The sequence below is a fragment of the Paenibacillus spongiae genome (genome assembly GCF_024734895.1).
Taxonomy (GTDB): domain Bacteria; phylum Bacillota; class Bacilli; order Paenibacillales; family Paenibacillaceae; genus Paenibacillus_Z; species Paenibacillus_Z spongiae.
The window spans coordinates 2,402,602-2,416,070 of the sequence record NZ_CP091430.1; the positions used below are offsets into that span (position 1 = coordinate 2,402,602).

Below are 13,469 nucleotides of genomic sequence, written 5' to 3' on the forward strand. Positions count from 1 at the left end.
AAGCGGAGTAAGCTCAGGGAGCGTGAAGTCATTGAATGCCAATCGGCGTAAGCGTTGGCTCGGTCTTGTTCTCGTTTTCTTCGTTTGCGTGCTTGGTCTTTCCTCCCCTATTCAACATTACGCCGCATTTCCGAACGAACTTCGTTTGTTCACCGGCCAGTTGAAGCAGTTAGACTATGGCATGCCTGTTCATGCACAAGTAACCGTTGATCCAACTATGATTCAAGTTAACGGCTCGAGCGACCGGTCGTTGTCCGTCGATTTGAACAAGCCGCTTTCGATTCAATCGCAGCAGAGCGGCGAGACGACCATGAAATTGAAGCTCTTCGGCAAGATCCCGTTCAAAACCGTTAAAGTAAATGTTGTCCCTGATCTTAAGGTCATTCCAGGCGGACAGACAATTGGCGTTAAAGTGAAATCCGCCGGCATTATGGTTGTAGGCCATCATCAGGTTGTCACATCGAAGGGAACGAAGGTTTCCCCTGGGGAAGCCGCTAACCTGCAGTTAGGCGATCTAATTGTCCAAATTAACGGGAAGCATATTAACGAGGTCCAGAAAGTCGCCCAGCTTGCAGAACAAGCGGGAACGGATAAACGACCGCTACAGCTAACGGTAAAACGGGGCGAACGGTTGTTTCAAACGAAGCTGGCCCCGGTGTACGATCAAGAAGATCATGCTTGGCGGCTTGGGTTGTACATCCGCGATTCTGCTGCAGGTGTGGGCACATTAACATTCTATGCTCCTGACCAAGGCGTCTATGGCGCACTGGGACATGTTATTACCGACATGGATACCCAAACGCCAATCGAAGTCGGTGAAGGGCAAATTCTTCAATCCCACGTCACGTCCATCAATAAGAGCCAGAATGGGGAACCGGGCGAGAAACGAGCCCAATTCGTTAAGGAAAGCAAAGTACTCGGCAATATCGAACGTAATACACCGTTTGGAATATTCGGGAAGATGACGGAATTGCCGTCGCATAGCTATAACCAAGAGGCATTGCCTGTTGCTTTCGCTGAAGAAGTAAAGGAAGGACCCGCACAAATTCTTACTGTTGTCAACGGACAGAAGGTCGAGCGTTTCAATGTGGAGATTGTGCATGTAACCAATCAGTCATCCCCTGCCACGAAAGGGATGGTCATTAAGATTACAGACCCCCGATTAGTGGAACGAACAGGCGGCATCGTTCAAGGCATGTCCGGGAGTCCGATCATTCAGGACGGAAAACTAATTGGAGCCGTGACGCATGTATTCGTCAATGATCCGACATCCGGTTATGGATGCTTCATCGAATGGATGCTGCAGGATGCCGGTATCCTTCTCAAAACAGCAAGCTCAAATCTTAAGGCGGCTTAACGCCCCCTTAGGATTTTCTTTTTTACGCTTTGTCGAAAATGTTCGAACGGTGATGGTTGTTGTAGTAAATTTTTAATTATAAATCAACCGATTAAAAAAATAAAGAAAAAGATTATTCGACAGAAGGAATTTCCTTTCTTGTGTCGAAAATGTTAACTTAGACAAGAAGGGCAGACGCTCGGCGATATAAATGATGCATTCATTCTCGGATGAGTCTAAGGAGGATATTACTTTGCAAAGAATTGAAGTATTGTTAGCTGACGACAACCGTGAGTTTACGAATCTGTTATCGGAGTATATCTCGGAACAAAGCGATATGACGATCACGGGAATTGCCTATAACGGTGAAGAAGTTCTCCGATTGCTTGAAGAAACAAGGAAACCGCCAGATGTGTTAATTCTGGACATTATTATGCCGCATTTAGACGGTCTTGGCGTGTTGGAACGTCTGCGCGAATTGAACATAACTCCTATGCCGAAGATTATTATGCTCACTGCCTTCGGGCAAGAGAATATTACGCAGAAAGCGGTTCAGCTGGGAGCTTCATACTACATACTTAAACCATTCGATATGGAGATTCTGGCTAATCGGATCCGCCAACTGGTGGGCAATACGACGGTCGTTTCCAGCTCCGCATCCGCTAATTTTACGAGCAGCTCCGCCATTTCCAAATCAAACGTGGTGCCAATGGGCAAAGGTAAAAATCTGGATGCCAACATTACAAGCATCATTCATGAAATCGGCGTTCCTGCGCATATCAAGGGTTATCAATACTTGCGCGAGGCCATCACGATGGTCTACAACAATATCGAAATATTGGGTGCCATCACGAAAACGCTTTATCCGGCAATTGCCGAAAAGTTCAAAACGACGCCGTCCCGCGTCGAACGTGCGATCCGCCACGCGATCGAGGTCGCCTGGACGCGCGGCAACATCGACAGCATTTCGCACCTGTTCGGCTACACGATCAACATCAGCAAGTCGAAACCGACGAACTCGGAATTCATCGCGATGGTTGCGGACAAGCTGCGGATCGAGCATAAGGTGAGCTAGAAGGAATGAGATGCAGCAAGGTTTGACATAACGTGACGAGAAGCAATTTTGCATATTTTCATACAAAGAAACACTAGAGCGCTTGCTTTGGTGTTTTTTTGCTGAGGAATTGAGGATGCTTCAGGGGCGAATGGGGCAATTTAGAGCGGGAGCTGCCGAACCAATCATGCTTTACGAAATCAGTATTCCTGCGGAAAGCTCTGAGGAGGAATATATACATTGACTTTGCTTGCAAAAATGGATGATAAACAGCCGCCCATGCCGGAATCTTCGCCCACACTCGGGCAGTATCTGTTCGACTGTCTGAAAGCGGAAGGCATTACCGAAATTTTCGGCATTCCCGGCGATTACAATTTCAGTCTGCTGGATACGTTGGAGCGATATGATGGAATCCGTTTCATTAATGGACGCAACGAGCTGGGAGCGGGTTACGCTTCTGACGGTTACGGCCGATTACGGGGCTTGTCGGCGCTAATAACGACTTTCGGCGTCGGAGAGATGAGCGCTTGCAATGCGATCGCGGGAGCAAGCAGCGAACATGTGCCGATTGTGCATATCGTCGGAGCCCCGAAATCGATGGATCAGCAGGCGCATAAGCTGGTGCACCATACGCTGCTGAACGGCGATTTCGATGTATTCCGGCAGATGTATGGACACCTGTGCGCCTATGCGGTGATATTGACGCCAGAGAACGCCGAACAGGAGATTCCGGCAGCTATACGCATAGCGAAGCAAACGCGCAAGCCGGTCTATCTGATGGTCGCCATCGACCTGGTCGCCAAGCCTATCGTCAGACGCGCTGTTCCGGAGAAGAAGCAAGGCGCGACAAGCAAGCCTGCCCTTGAAGCGGCGGTTCAGCATATAAGCGGACTGTTGAATGGAACAAGCAATGTAGTGCTGCTGTCGGATGTGCTAACGCTCCGCTTTGGACTTCGAGATGCCGTTCAGCAGCTGGCGCTGCGCTTCAACATGCCGGCCGCTTCGCTCATGCTTGGCAAGAGCAGCTTCGACGAACGGCATCCGAATTATATCGGCGTATACGGCGGAGCGTTCGGCAGCGATCAGGTCAGGAACATCGTCGAAAGCGCAGAGTGCGTCATTGCGGTCGGTATGATCTGGACCGACATCAATTCGGCGAAAGATACCGCGAAGCTCGACCGTCTTCGCCTCGTCGACATTCAGCCGGAATTTGTACGAGTCGGGGAAGCGAAGTACGAGCAGGTGATGGCGGCGGATCTCATCGCAGCCTTGATCGGAACCGGTTGGACCCGAAGCGGAGCTGTGCCTCCGGTTACCTTTCCTTACGATATGATATCCGGCGAGCCGGATGAGCCGATCCGCGCGGCATCGTACTATCCGCGCTTCCAGCGGATGCTGAAGGATAAAGATATTGTTGTCGTTGAGACAGGAACCTTTGCTTACGGCATGTCGCAGGTACGGCTTCCGGCGGGAGCCGATTATATTGGCCAGCAGGGCTGGCAGAGCATCGGCTATGCAACGCCCGCTGCGTTCGGGGCTTGCATGGCGGCGCCGGACAGGCGTGTGCTGCTGTTTACGGGGGATGGGTCGCTGCAGCTGACGGTTCAAGAAATCAGCACCATGCTCACGGGCGGCTGCCGTCCGATTCTGTTTATTCTGAACAATAGCGGCTACACCATCGAGAAATATTTGAACGTCAAGACGTCCAATCAGCCGTACAACCAGATTCCCGCCTGGCATTATACGCAGCTGGCTGAAGTCTTTGGCGGACAGGCGTTCACGGCTCAGGCACGCACCAACCGGGAGTTGGATGAGGCAATTGCCGCGGCAGAGCAAGCGCAAACGAGCCGGCTTTGCATCATTGAGCTGATCGTTACCGACCCGCTGGATGCCCCGGATTATTTGATCCGGCTCCGCAAGCATCTGGAGCGGCAGGAACGGCTGAAAGGGTAGATCGATGGTTTTCCTTCAAATGCGGAAATGAAAAGCGCACTCCGGGAGTGCGCTTTGCGCTGTGTTCAGCATTATATTCATCCAGGTTTAGCTAACATTCTTCGCTGCCCGTCCATGTATCTCGGCAACTTCTCCAAAAAGACATTGCCATTGGCGAGTTGTATCGCTGGTTTTTGAACGGATTCAATCAAGAGCCGGGAACCGCTCAATGATTCCATTCATTCTTTAGAATGGAGTACAGCTTAACATTCACGTATCTTCCTTTAACAAACATTTGCTCCCGCAAAAGTCCTTCGTATTGCATCCCGACCTTCTCCATGACACGCTCCGAGCCAATATTTTCAGCTATGCATCTCGCTTCAATCCGATTTAAATTCAACTCATGGAACCCCAAATGGAGAACTTGCTTCACCGCTTCGGTTATGATCCCTCGATTCCAATGCTTTCGGGCAAGAGCATACCCGATCTCCGCCCGGCGGTGAGTTTCATTGAGGTAGACCCATCCACATGTACCGATCAGCATATTCGTTTCTTTATAAACAATGCCCCAATCGCTAGGCTGATTGTTTTCATATTTCTGCGTAACCATGTTCAAGAAGGTCATTGTATCTTCAATGCGCTTGTGATTTTCCCAAGTGGTGAACCGAGAAACCTGTTCGTCCATCGCATAATTGAAAATATCAGCCGCATCGCCTACCGCTAATTTTCGTAATAGCAGGCGCTCGCTTTCTAAGCTTTTATTGATTGGGAAGGCTTCCGTCGTTATTCACCTCGGATAGAATGGCTAAGTCTTGTTAACGAAAAGCACCGTTTCGTAACCTTTATTATACTATTTAGTATAATAGAGGTTACATCATTAGGCAAAGGAGAACGAGCTTGAAATTAAAATTGCGGCTGCTTCTAGTTTAAGTATGGCTCTGTTCATTGCGAGTTCGATAGGTAATACGACGGCTGCCGCTAACAGCCTATTGGTTAAGGAGTATGCCTTGACCTGATAGGCTGTAGCTAATTCGGTTGCTCTTATCGTACAAATGGCATCGCTTTGGTTATACGGTCATTTCTAAAGTGACGCATTTTGCTGCCAACCGCTTGAAATTATCAGCCTTTACCCATTCGCAGCCATACGGCGGCAGCATATGTCTGTTAAGTGAATCAAATATGACCATGATCGCTTTCATTTACTCGCTGGTTTTCAAAAACTCATTCAGGCAAATAACCAGTCGCGGGCTGACGTAAAACCGCTGCGGTGGAGTTGATTGGAAGGTGGCTTCCGATTCCGGTCGTTGGAAGGGCCATACACGATTATCAAGGTGACGGGCAAGGCCTATCCTTAGCGATTGTATGGATGGGCGAGCGCCTAATTTGCGGCGATACAATTATTTCCTCTTGCATAGCGAACATACATTCGGTATATAATAGGATCATACGTTCGTATCGGAGGGGTTGCTTATGTCAGTCGAGAAGTATGTCGGCCGTATCGTTAGAATCGTGTACATGGACCGCCATAGCCGAATCAGTGAGCGGATCATTCAAATAAAAGCGGTGCGCGACGGCCAGATCAAGGCGTATTGCATGACGACCGGAGGCCCGCGCGTATTTCATGTCCATAACGTGCTGGCTTATGAAGTGGTGCGTCATTATGCCGTCTGACCGGGTTATTATGCTGGCCGATTGCCAGTCTTTCTATGCCAGTGTGGAGAAAGCGGCACATCCGGAATATCACGACCAGCCCGTCGTCGTCGCCGGCGATCCGGAGCGGCGCAGCGGAATCATTCTCGCCGCATGCCCGATTGCCAAGAAGCAAGGCGTCCGGACAGCGGAAACGTTGGGCCAAGCGCTTGCCAAATGCCCCGAACTCGTCGTCATCCGCCCGCGGATGCAAACGTATATTGACATATCCTTGTTAATTACCAAAACATTCGAGCAGTTTACCGATTTAGTCGAACCGTTCAGCATCGACGAGCAGTTTCTGGATGTAACGGCATCGTCGGAGCTGTTCGGCTCTCCTGACGAAATCGCATTTCAGATTCAAACGCGAATTCTTCTGCAGACCGGCGTCTGGGCGCGGGTGGGCATAAGCTCCAACAAGATTCTCGCCAAGATGGCCTGCGATCTGTTCGCGAAGAAGAATGCATCCGGTATCTTCACGCTGCCGACGGACCAGCTCGAGAACGTGCTGTGGCCGCTGGGGGTTAGCGAGATGTTCGGCGTAGGCGGCCGGATGACGGCGCATTTTAACCGCATGGGGATGCAGACGATCGGGGATGTGGCGCGAACGCCGCTGCCCCAATTGAAGAATAAGATGCGTGCACGCTTCGGCAAGAATAGCGACATCAATGCGGAAGTGTTCTGGCGTACCGCTAACGGAATCGATCCTTCCCCGGTTACGCCAAGCACGCACAATCTGCAGAAATCAATCGGTCATGGCATGACGCTGCCGCGCGATTACAGCCGGCCCGATGAGATCGATACGGTGCTGCTGGAATTGAGCGACGAGGTGTGCCGCCGCTGCCGTGCGAAGCGGTATATGGGCAGCGTGATCGCGACAGGTGCGCAGGGGGCGGATTTTGACCGCCCAACCGGATTTTTCCGCCAGATGAAGCTTGCCGATCCGACGAATATCGGAAGCGAAGTGTACGAAGCGGCTAAAGTATTGTTTTATCGGCATTGGGATGGCCTGCCGGTCCGCAAGCTGGGGGTTACGCTATCGTCGTTAACCGACGACAGCGAGTATCAGCTGACAATTGGAAACCGCGAACGGCAGCGCGACCTGGACCGGACGGTCGATGGCATCAAGCGGAGATATGGTGTATCTTCGATATTGCGGGCTGCGTCGTTGAAAGAAGCGGGGCAGGCGCATGACCGCGCCGCCAAAATCGGGGGTCATTACAAATGAGCAAGAAACTCGAAGGAAACGGACTATGGGAATCGAGTCGTATGATGCTGCCCGAGCACCGCGAGCAATTGCTGAAGCACCGGAGGGAAACCGCGGAGACGCCGCAGCCCATCATCAGGAAAAACGTGCCTACGCCGGAGGAAATCAACCTCGTTCGCGATTATGCGATTCTTCCGATCATTCTGTCGATCGTCGAGAGTAACCGCCGGTCCATCGAGGACTCCACCTACACGCTGCGTAAGCTGTATGTCTGCGCGGCGAATGCGCTGCTCGATCTCATTCATGCGGACCTCGCACGCGTACGGAAGACCTTGAAGCAGCGGAATATTAAAGTGTACGAAGAGGAGCGGATCGACAATACGATCCAGTTCCGGTTCAGCTGCCGCGGCTATGAAGACCAGTTCACGATGATCCGGGATATTATTCGGGCGGAAGCGAGCGTTCGAATTACAAAATATATAGCAGTATTATTCCAAAAATAAATAATGACGCAGGTTCAAACCGCCCGTGCGCGAAAGCGCAGGCGAAGTTTCGTGGAAGTGCCCCGTATCCTTGGAGCGCGTTCATTCGTTTACCATATATGAAGCGAGGAAGGAGGTTCAGGACGATGTCGAAAAGCGACCAGCTCGTGGAAATCGAGCAGAATATGACGGTTCTGTATCGTTATTGCCTGACGCTCACCCATTCGGCGTGGGAAGCGGAGGATATTGTTCAGGAAGCGTGTCTAAGAGCGCTGCCGCTTCTTAAGGGAAAGCATCCGCATGCCAATCCCGCCGCCCTGCTGAAGCGGACAGCCAAGAACATATGGATCGATCAGGTGCGCCGCCAGCAGCTCGGCGACCGGTTGATGCAGCAGCTGGCAGGCCGCGAGGCTTATGTGGATGAACACAGCTTCGAGGTCGAGCATATTTTGAGCGCGCTGGTTCACAGGCTCTCGCCGCTTCAGTTAACCGTTTTTCTGCTGCGGGATGTATTCCAATATAAAGCTGCCGAGGCAGCCGCGCGATTACAGATGACGGAAGGAGCGGTCAAGGCCGCCCTGCACCGTGCAAGAAAGAGCATTGCCTCACTGAGGCAGCACCTCGATCCCGAGGCGGGCACGGCCCCCGCCGGCTGCGTGGACAGCGAATGGTTCCAGGCGTATTTATCGGCATTCCAATGTTCGGATCCGGAAGCTCTGATTTACTTGGCGCTCGTTCAGGATCGCTTGATCGAGCCGGTTCAAGCGGTCGGACAATTGACGGGAGCCGTTCAATCCGCCAAATCAAGCACGTCCGCCTTCACCTCGCCGATTGCGATGTACGCCGCTTAGCGGAGCGAAGCAAGTTTTGTTGCGAAGCCAAATCAAGGGAGCAATGCTCCACAAAACGAGGTAACGCTTCCGAAGCAAGTTTTGTTGCGAAGCCAATTCAAGGGAGCAATGCTCCACAAAACTTTTAGGATGTGAAGGTGCATGACTCTTGTCCCTTATGTCGTGGAGCAGACGAACCGCGGGGAGCGCAGCTACGATATTTATTCGCGGCTGCTCAAGGACCGGATCGTCATGGTCAACGGCGAAATTGAAGACGGGATGGCGAACGCCATCGTTGCGCAGCTGCTGTACTTGACGGCGGACGATCCGGATAAGGAGATCCAAATGTTCATTAACAGCCCGGGAGGCTCGGTCACGGCTGGATTCTCCATCTACGACACGATGCAGTATATTAAGGCCGACGTCTCGACGATCTGCATGGGGATGGCGGCAAGCTTCGGGGCGGTGCTGCTGGCCGGGGGAGCGAAGGGCAAACGGTTTTCGCTGCCCAACAGCGAGGTGATGATTCACCAGCCGCTCGGAGGGGCACGCGGTCAAGCGGCTGATATTCAGATTCATGCGAAGTGGATTCTGAAGACGCGCGAGAAGGTCAACAGCGTGCTGGCCCATCATACCGGCCAGTCTCCGGAAACGATTGAACGCGACTCGGATCGCGATTACTTCATGAGCGCGGCCGATGCCAAGGCTTACGGCTTGGTGGATGCGATTATCGAGCATGTATGAATGAAGCAGGCAGCAAAGAAGGAAGACCCGTTTGGGGGGTCTTCCTTCTTTTGTTATTCCCGATTGGAACGAAGGCTCGCAGCCCCTTGATGCGCACGCGGCATCAGGATTTGGAGGACGATTCGGGACCCGGCGAGCTGGGGCGCTTGCCGCGAAAGCGCGGAGACAAATAATTCTTCTTGCGGTCCCGAAAAAAAATCCAGCCGGCGATAAAGGCGATCCCGACCGCGAAGAGCAGAAGTCCCAGAAGGAATGGCAGCCATTCGAAATTAGGTGTAAGGTTATCGTTACCGAACGAAGCGAAATAGTGAAAAACAGCATCCTTCATGAGCAAGAACCCGTAGGTGGCGCCGAGCCCGGGAATAACAAGCAGCATGATGGCGATGAAGCGGGCGATAATCAGTTTCATGAACGCGAAATCCTCCTGTAAGAAAAAGCACGGATACGCTCATAATCATACTCTTTTCCGGAGGACCTGTCCATTTGCGGACTTGCGCGGTTTTCCCGGGAGGCGAAAACAGGTACAATAGGAGGGTGAAGGTAAAATCGGCCGTTGAGGAGCGACTAGAAATTATGACGATTCCATGCGATATTGCCGTTCTCGGGGGCGGAATAGCTGGTTATACGGCCGCCATTCGGGCGGCGCAAGCGGGCAAGAGCGTTGTTATCATTGAACGGGATAAGCTGGGGGGAACCTGCCTGCACCGGGGCTGTATTCCGAGCAAGGCGCTTCTGCGCAGTGCGGAGGTCTATGCCACGCTGCTTAAAGCCGGGTCCTACGGCATCCAAGTGGACGGTGCGGTGTCGGTCGATTTTGACGGCGTGCAGCGGCGCAAGGAGCAAACCGTCGAACAGCTCCATCGCGGGCTGCAGCATTTGATGCGGAAGAACGGAATTACGATTATCAATGGGAGCGGCCGGGTCATAGGACCATCCATCTTCTCGCCGCGCAGCGGTAGTGTGGCCGTTGAGCTGGCCGACGGGGAGATGGAGACGGTAGTCCCGACGAATCTTCTGATCGCCACCGGCTCCCGTCCGCGGATGCTGCCCGGGCTGGAGGCGGATGGAACGACGATTATGACAAGCGACGATGCGCTCTTGATGGAGCGGCTGCCAAGCTCAGTGCTGATTGTCGGCGGCGGCGTCATCGGCGTTGAATGGGCGTCCATGCTGGCCGACTTCGGTGTGGAGGTCACGATCGTGGAGACGGCCAAGCGGCTTCTTCCGGGCGAGGATGCCGAGATATCGGAGGAGCTGGCCAAAGAGCTGCGCCGGCGCAAAGTACGCATCCTGACGGGCGCTACGCTGCTGACGGACACGTATGCGCATACGGATGGACAAGCTGCGGCGATTACGGCGGAAACGGCGGAAGGCAGTGTCGTTCTGACGGCGGAGAAGCTGCTTGTGTCCGTGGGCCGTCAGGCGAACGTCGAAGGAATAGGGATCGAGAATACGGATATCCGTCTCCACAATGGCGCCATCCGCGTCAACGGTTATTATCAGACGACCGAGCCTCATATTTATGCCATCGGCGATGTGAACGGCGGGCTTCAGCTTGCCCATGCTGCGGCGCATGAGGGACTGACGGCTGTCGCCCATATTCTGGGCGGCAAGGAGCAGGCTGCAGACGAATCGCGCGTGCCGCGGTGCATCTATTCCCGGCCGGAGGTCGCTTCCGTCGGGCTGACCGAAGCCGCGGCCCGCGAGCGCGGCCATGACGTGAAGATCGGCAAGATCCCCTTCCAGGCCATCGGCAAGGCTTTGGTGCTGGGCGAGCCCGAAGGGTTTGCGAAGGTTGTTGCGGACGCCGCAACGAACGATGTGCTTGGCGTTCATCTGATCGGCGCGCATGCGACCGATCTAATATCGGAAGCTGCGCTGGCGCTGCTGATGGAAGCCGCTCCATGGGAGGTCGGCCACGTGATTCACCCGCATCCGACCTTATCCGAGGCCATGGGAGAGGCGATGCTGGCGGTTGACGGCAAAGCGATCGTTTATTAATTCATGCGAAGGAATGGGGAGATTGCGGTCGCTGCGCTTTCTTCTCATTTCTTTTTAAAGAAATCTCAGTTATAATAGAATCAAGTCTTAGTACCAGGTTATAAGAGCAGCTAAACAAGGAGGGAAACCCTATGAAGCAATCCGGATCTGTTCGGCAATTGTCCAGACACGAGGAGCTCGGGCTGACCGATGAACAGGTTATCGATATGTATGCCAAGATGCTGACGGCAAGGCGTTTCGACGAAAGAAATCTTCTTCTGCAGCGGGCGGGTAAAATCATCTTTCATGTGTCCGGTATCGGCCAGGAGCCGGCTCAGGTAGCGGCTGCCTATGCAATGAACCGGGAAATCGATTATTTTCTTCCCTATTATCGGGATTATGCGTTCGTCTTGACCGTCGGCATGACGCCTCGCGAGCTGATGCTGTCCGTATTCGCCAAGGCGGAGGACCCCAACAGCGGCGGCCGCCAGATGCCGGGCCACTTCGGCAGCAAGCGGCTTCGCATCGTAACGGGCTCAAGCCCGGTTACGACCCAGGTTCCGCATGCCGTCGGGTTTGCGCTGGCGGCGAAGATGAAGAAGAAGGACTTCGTATCGTTCGTCACCTTCGGAGAAGGCTCCAGCAATCAAGGCGATTTTCATGAGGGCTTGAACTTCGCGGGCGTACATAAGCTGCCCGTCATCTTCATGTGCGAGAACAATCAATACGCCATTTCGACGCCGGTACACAAGCAGCTGGGCGGCAATGTGTACGAGCGTGCGATCGGCTACGGGTTTCCGGGTGTCCGGGTCGACGGGAACGATCCGCTGGAAGTATACCGCGTCGTGAAGGAAGCGCGCGAGCGCGCCGCTGCCGGAGAAGGCCCGACGCTGATTGAAGCCATGATGTACCGCCTGTCGCAGCACTCCACCTCCGATAACGATCTCGTTTACCGGACGAAGGAAGAAGTGGAGGAGCACCGCGGCAAGGACGGCGTACCGAGATTCAAGCAATATTTGGTCGACTGCGGCATTTGGGATGAAGAGCGGGATGCGGGGCTGAACAAAGAGATTCGGGCGATAATCGACGATGCGACGGAATATGGCGATAAAGCGCCTTTTCCTGCACCGGAGGACATTCTCCTTCACGTTTACGCGGGCGACGATACTGCGGAAGGAGGACGTTAAGATGGCCATTATGGAATATATCGACGCTATACGTCTGGCGATGAAGGAAGAGATGGAGCGCGACGAGGATGTCTTCGTTCTCGGCGAGGATGTCGGCCTTAAGGGCGGCGTATTCACGACGACCAGAGGGCTGCAGGAGCAATTCGGCGAACAGCGCGCGCTCGATGCGCCGCTGGCGGAATCGGCGATTGCCGGCGTTGCGATCGGAGCGGCGATGTACGGCATGAAGCCGATCGCGGAGATGCAGTATTCGGACTTCATGTTTCCGGCGACGAATCAGATTATTAGCGAGGCCGCCAAAATCCGTTACCGCTCGAACAACGACTGGAACTGTCCGCTTGTCATTCGCGCGCCGATCGGCGGCGGCATATTCGGCGGATTGTATCATTCGCAATGCCCGGAGTCGGTTTTCTTCGGAACGCCGGGGCTGAAGATCATCGCGCCGTATACGGCATACGATGCGAAGGGGCTGCTGAAGGCGGCTGTCCGCGACCCGGACCCGGTTCTCTTTTTCGAGAATAAAAAATGCTACAAGCTCGTGACCGGCGACGTGCCGGAAACCGATTATACCGTACCGATCGGTAAAGCAAACGTGCTGCGTCAAGGCGACGACATAACGGTTATCAGCTACAGCCTGCCGCTCCACTTTGCAATGGAAGCGGCCGAGGAGCTGGCGCAAGAAGGAATCTCCGCGCATATCCTCGATCTGCGTACGCTGCAGCCGCTGGACACGGAAGCGATTCTCGAAGCGGCGCGCCGTACCGGCAAGGTACTGATTATCCACGAGGATAATAAATTTGGCGGCGTAGGCGGCGAAGTATCCGCTATTATCGCGGAAGAGATGCTTTATGAGCTGGACGCCCCGATTATGCGGCTGTGCGGCCCGGACGTTCCGGCCATGCCGATCAACCCGCCCGGCGAGAAATTTTTTATGCTTAATAAAGACAAAGTGAAAGAATCGATGCGCCATCTCGCGCTCTACTAATATCCAAGCGGCATTTTCTGCCTGGAAAAATGGAGTTGATAAT

At 53.6% G+C, this 13,469-nt stretch carries 13 protein-coding genes; 11 read left to right on the forward strand and 2 right to left on the reverse strand.

What is annotated here, in order from left to right:
• Positions 1–31 precede the first annotated feature (31 nt).
• From spoIVB to L1F29_RS11045, 3 genes are all read left to right on the forward strand, one after another.
• Positions 32–1,357: a SpoIVB peptidase gene (spoIVB, locus tag L1F29_RS11035; protein WP_258388362.1), complete on the forward strand. Its 1,326-nt coding sequence runs from the start codon at positions 32–34 to the stop codon at positions 1,355–1,357.
• Positions 1,358–1,589: 232 nt separating this feature from the next.
• Positions 1,590–2,411 carry a sporulation transcription factor Spo0A gene (gene spo0A, locus L1F29_RS11040; protein WP_258388363.1) on the forward strand — a complete coding sequence of 274 codons (822 nt, stop codon included), beginning with the start codon at positions 1,590–1,592 and terminating at the stop codon, positions 2,409–2,411.
• Positions 2,412–2,648: 237 nt separating this feature from the next.
• Positions 2,649–4,343 (forward strand): alpha-keto acid decarboxylase family protein, encoded by a 1,695-nt coding sequence (locus L1F29_RS11045; protein WP_258389664.1) that lies wholly within the window; start codon positions 2,649–2,651, stop codon positions 4,341–4,343.
• A gap of 205 nt (positions 4,344–4,548) precedes the next feature.
• Here L1F29_RS11045 and L1F29_RS11050 read toward each other — a convergent pair whose 3' ends face one another.
• Positions 4,549–5,007, reverse strand: coding sequence for a GNAT family N-acetyltransferase (locus tag L1F29_RS11050; protein ID WP_258388364.1), 459 nt, complete (start codon positions 5,005–5,007; stop codon positions 4,549–4,551).
• A gap of 785 nt (positions 5,008–5,792) precedes the next feature.
• On the opposite strand from L1F29_RS11050, the gene L1F29_RS11055 reads away from it, so the two are divergent.
• The 5 genes from L1F29_RS11055 to clpP all read left to right on the forward strand — a co-directional run bounded on the left by L1F29_RS11055 (position 5,793) and on the right by clpP (position 9,274).
• Positions 5,793–5,993 (forward strand): hypothetical protein, encoded by a 201-nt coding sequence (locus L1F29_RS11055; RefSeq protein ID WP_258388365.1) that lies wholly within the window; start codon positions 5,793–5,795, stop codon positions 5,991–5,993.
• Positions 5,983–7,239, forward strand: coding sequence for a DNA polymerase IV (locus L1F29_RS11060; RefSeq protein WP_258388366.1), 1,257 nt, complete (start codon positions 5,983–5,985; stop codon positions 7,237–7,239). Before L1F29_RS11055 ends, L1F29_RS11060 begins: the two co-directional genes overlap by 11 nt.
• Positions 7,236–7,721 (forward strand): YhjD family protein, encoded by a 486-nt coding sequence (locus L1F29_RS11065; protein ID WP_258388367.1) that lies wholly within the window; start codon positions 7,236–7,238, stop codon positions 7,719–7,721. Before L1F29_RS11060 ends, L1F29_RS11065 begins: the two co-directional genes overlap by 4 nt.
• A gap of 125 nt (positions 7,722–7,846) precedes the next feature.
• Positions 7,847–8,551: an RNA polymerase sigma factor gene (locus L1F29_RS11070; protein WP_258388368.1), complete on the forward strand. Its 705-nt coding sequence runs from the start codon at positions 7,847–7,849 to the stop codon at positions 8,549–8,551.
• Positions 8,552–8,692: 141 nt separating this feature from the next.
• Positions 8,693–9,274 (forward strand): ATP-dependent Clp endopeptidase proteolytic subunit ClpP, encoded by a 582-nt coding sequence (gene clpP, locus L1F29_RS11075; RefSeq protein WP_258388369.1) that lies wholly within the window; start codon positions 8,693–8,695, stop codon positions 9,272–9,274.
• A gap of 103 nt (positions 9,275–9,377) precedes the next feature.
• Here the strand turns inward: clpP and L1F29_RS11080 are convergent, their stop codons facing one another.
• Positions 9,378–9,683, reverse strand: coding sequence for a DUF2627 domain-containing protein (locus L1F29_RS11080; RefSeq protein ID WP_258388370.1), 306 nt, complete (start codon positions 9,681–9,683; stop codon positions 9,378–9,380).
• Between the two features lie 164 nt (positions 9,684–9,847).
• Here L1F29_RS11080 and lpdA point away from each other — a divergent pair, with 164 nt between their 5' ends.
• The 3 genes from lpdA to L1F29_RS11095 all read left to right on the forward strand — a co-directional run bounded on the left by lpdA (position 9,848) and on the right by L1F29_RS11095 (position 13,426).
• The gene (lpdA, locus tag L1F29_RS11085) at positions 9,848–11,275 is read left to right on the forward strand and encodes a dihydrolipoyl dehydrogenase (protein ID WP_258389665.1); all 1,428 of its coding nucleotides are present in this window, start codon (positions 9,848–9,850) and stop codon (positions 11,273–11,275) included.
• Between the two features lie 131 nt (positions 11,276–11,406).
• Positions 11,407–12,441, forward strand: coding sequence for a thiamine pyrophosphate-dependent dehydrogenase E1 component subunit alpha (locus L1F29_RS11090; protein WP_258388371.1), 1,035 nt, complete (start codon positions 11,407–11,409; stop codon positions 12,439–12,441).
• A gap of 1 nt (position 12,442) precedes the next feature.
• A complete protein-coding gene (locus L1F29_RS11095; RefSeq protein ID WP_258388372.1) occupies positions 12,443–13,426 on the forward strand; it encodes an alpha-ketoacid dehydrogenase subunit beta in 984 nt (327 codons plus the stop codon).
• Positions 13,427–13,469 lie beyond the last annotated feature (43 nt).

Coding starts and splice junctions, on each gene's coding strand:
- L1F29_RS11045 (WP_258389664.1), top strand. CDS start 2,649: ATGGATGATAAACAGCCGCCCATGCCGGAATCTTCGCCCACACTCGGG.
- L1F29_RS11050 (WP_258388364.1), bottom strand. CDS start 5,007: ATGGACGAACAGGTTTCTCGGTTCACCACTTGGGAAAATCACAAGCGC.
- L1F29_RS11055 (WP_258388365.1), top strand. CDS start 5,793: ATGTCAGTCGAGAAGTATGTCGGCCGTATCGTTAGAATCGTGTACATG.
- L1F29_RS11060 (WP_258388366.1), top strand. CDS start 5,983: ATGCCGTCTGACCGGGTTATTATGCTGGCCGATTGCCAGTCTTTCTAT.
- L1F29_RS11065 (WP_258388367.1), top strand. CDS start 7,236: ATGAGCAAGAAACTCGAAGGAAACGGACTATGGGAATCGAGTCGTATG.
- L1F29_RS11070 (WP_258388368.1), top strand. CDS start 7,847: ATGTCGAAAAGCGACCAGCTCGTGGAAATCGAGCAGAATATGACGGTT.
- clpP (WP_258388369.1), top strand. CDS start 8,693: ATGACTCTTGTCCCTTATGTCGTGGAGCAGACGAACCGCGGGGAGCGC.
- L1F29_RS11080 (WP_258388370.1), bottom strand. CDS start 9,683: ATGAAACTGATTATCGCCCGCTTCATCGCCATCATGCTGCTTGTTATT.
- lpdA (WP_258389665.1), top strand. CDS start 9,848: ATGACGATTCCATGCGATATTGCCGTTCTCGGGGGCGGAATAGCTGGT.
- L1F29_RS11090 (WP_258388371.1), top strand. CDS start 11,407: ATGAAGCAATCCGGATCTGTTCGGCAATTGTCCAGACACGAGGAGCTC.
- L1F29_RS11095 (WP_258388372.1), top strand. CDS start 12,443: ATGGCCATTATGGAATATATCGACGCTATACGTCTGGCGATGAAGGAA.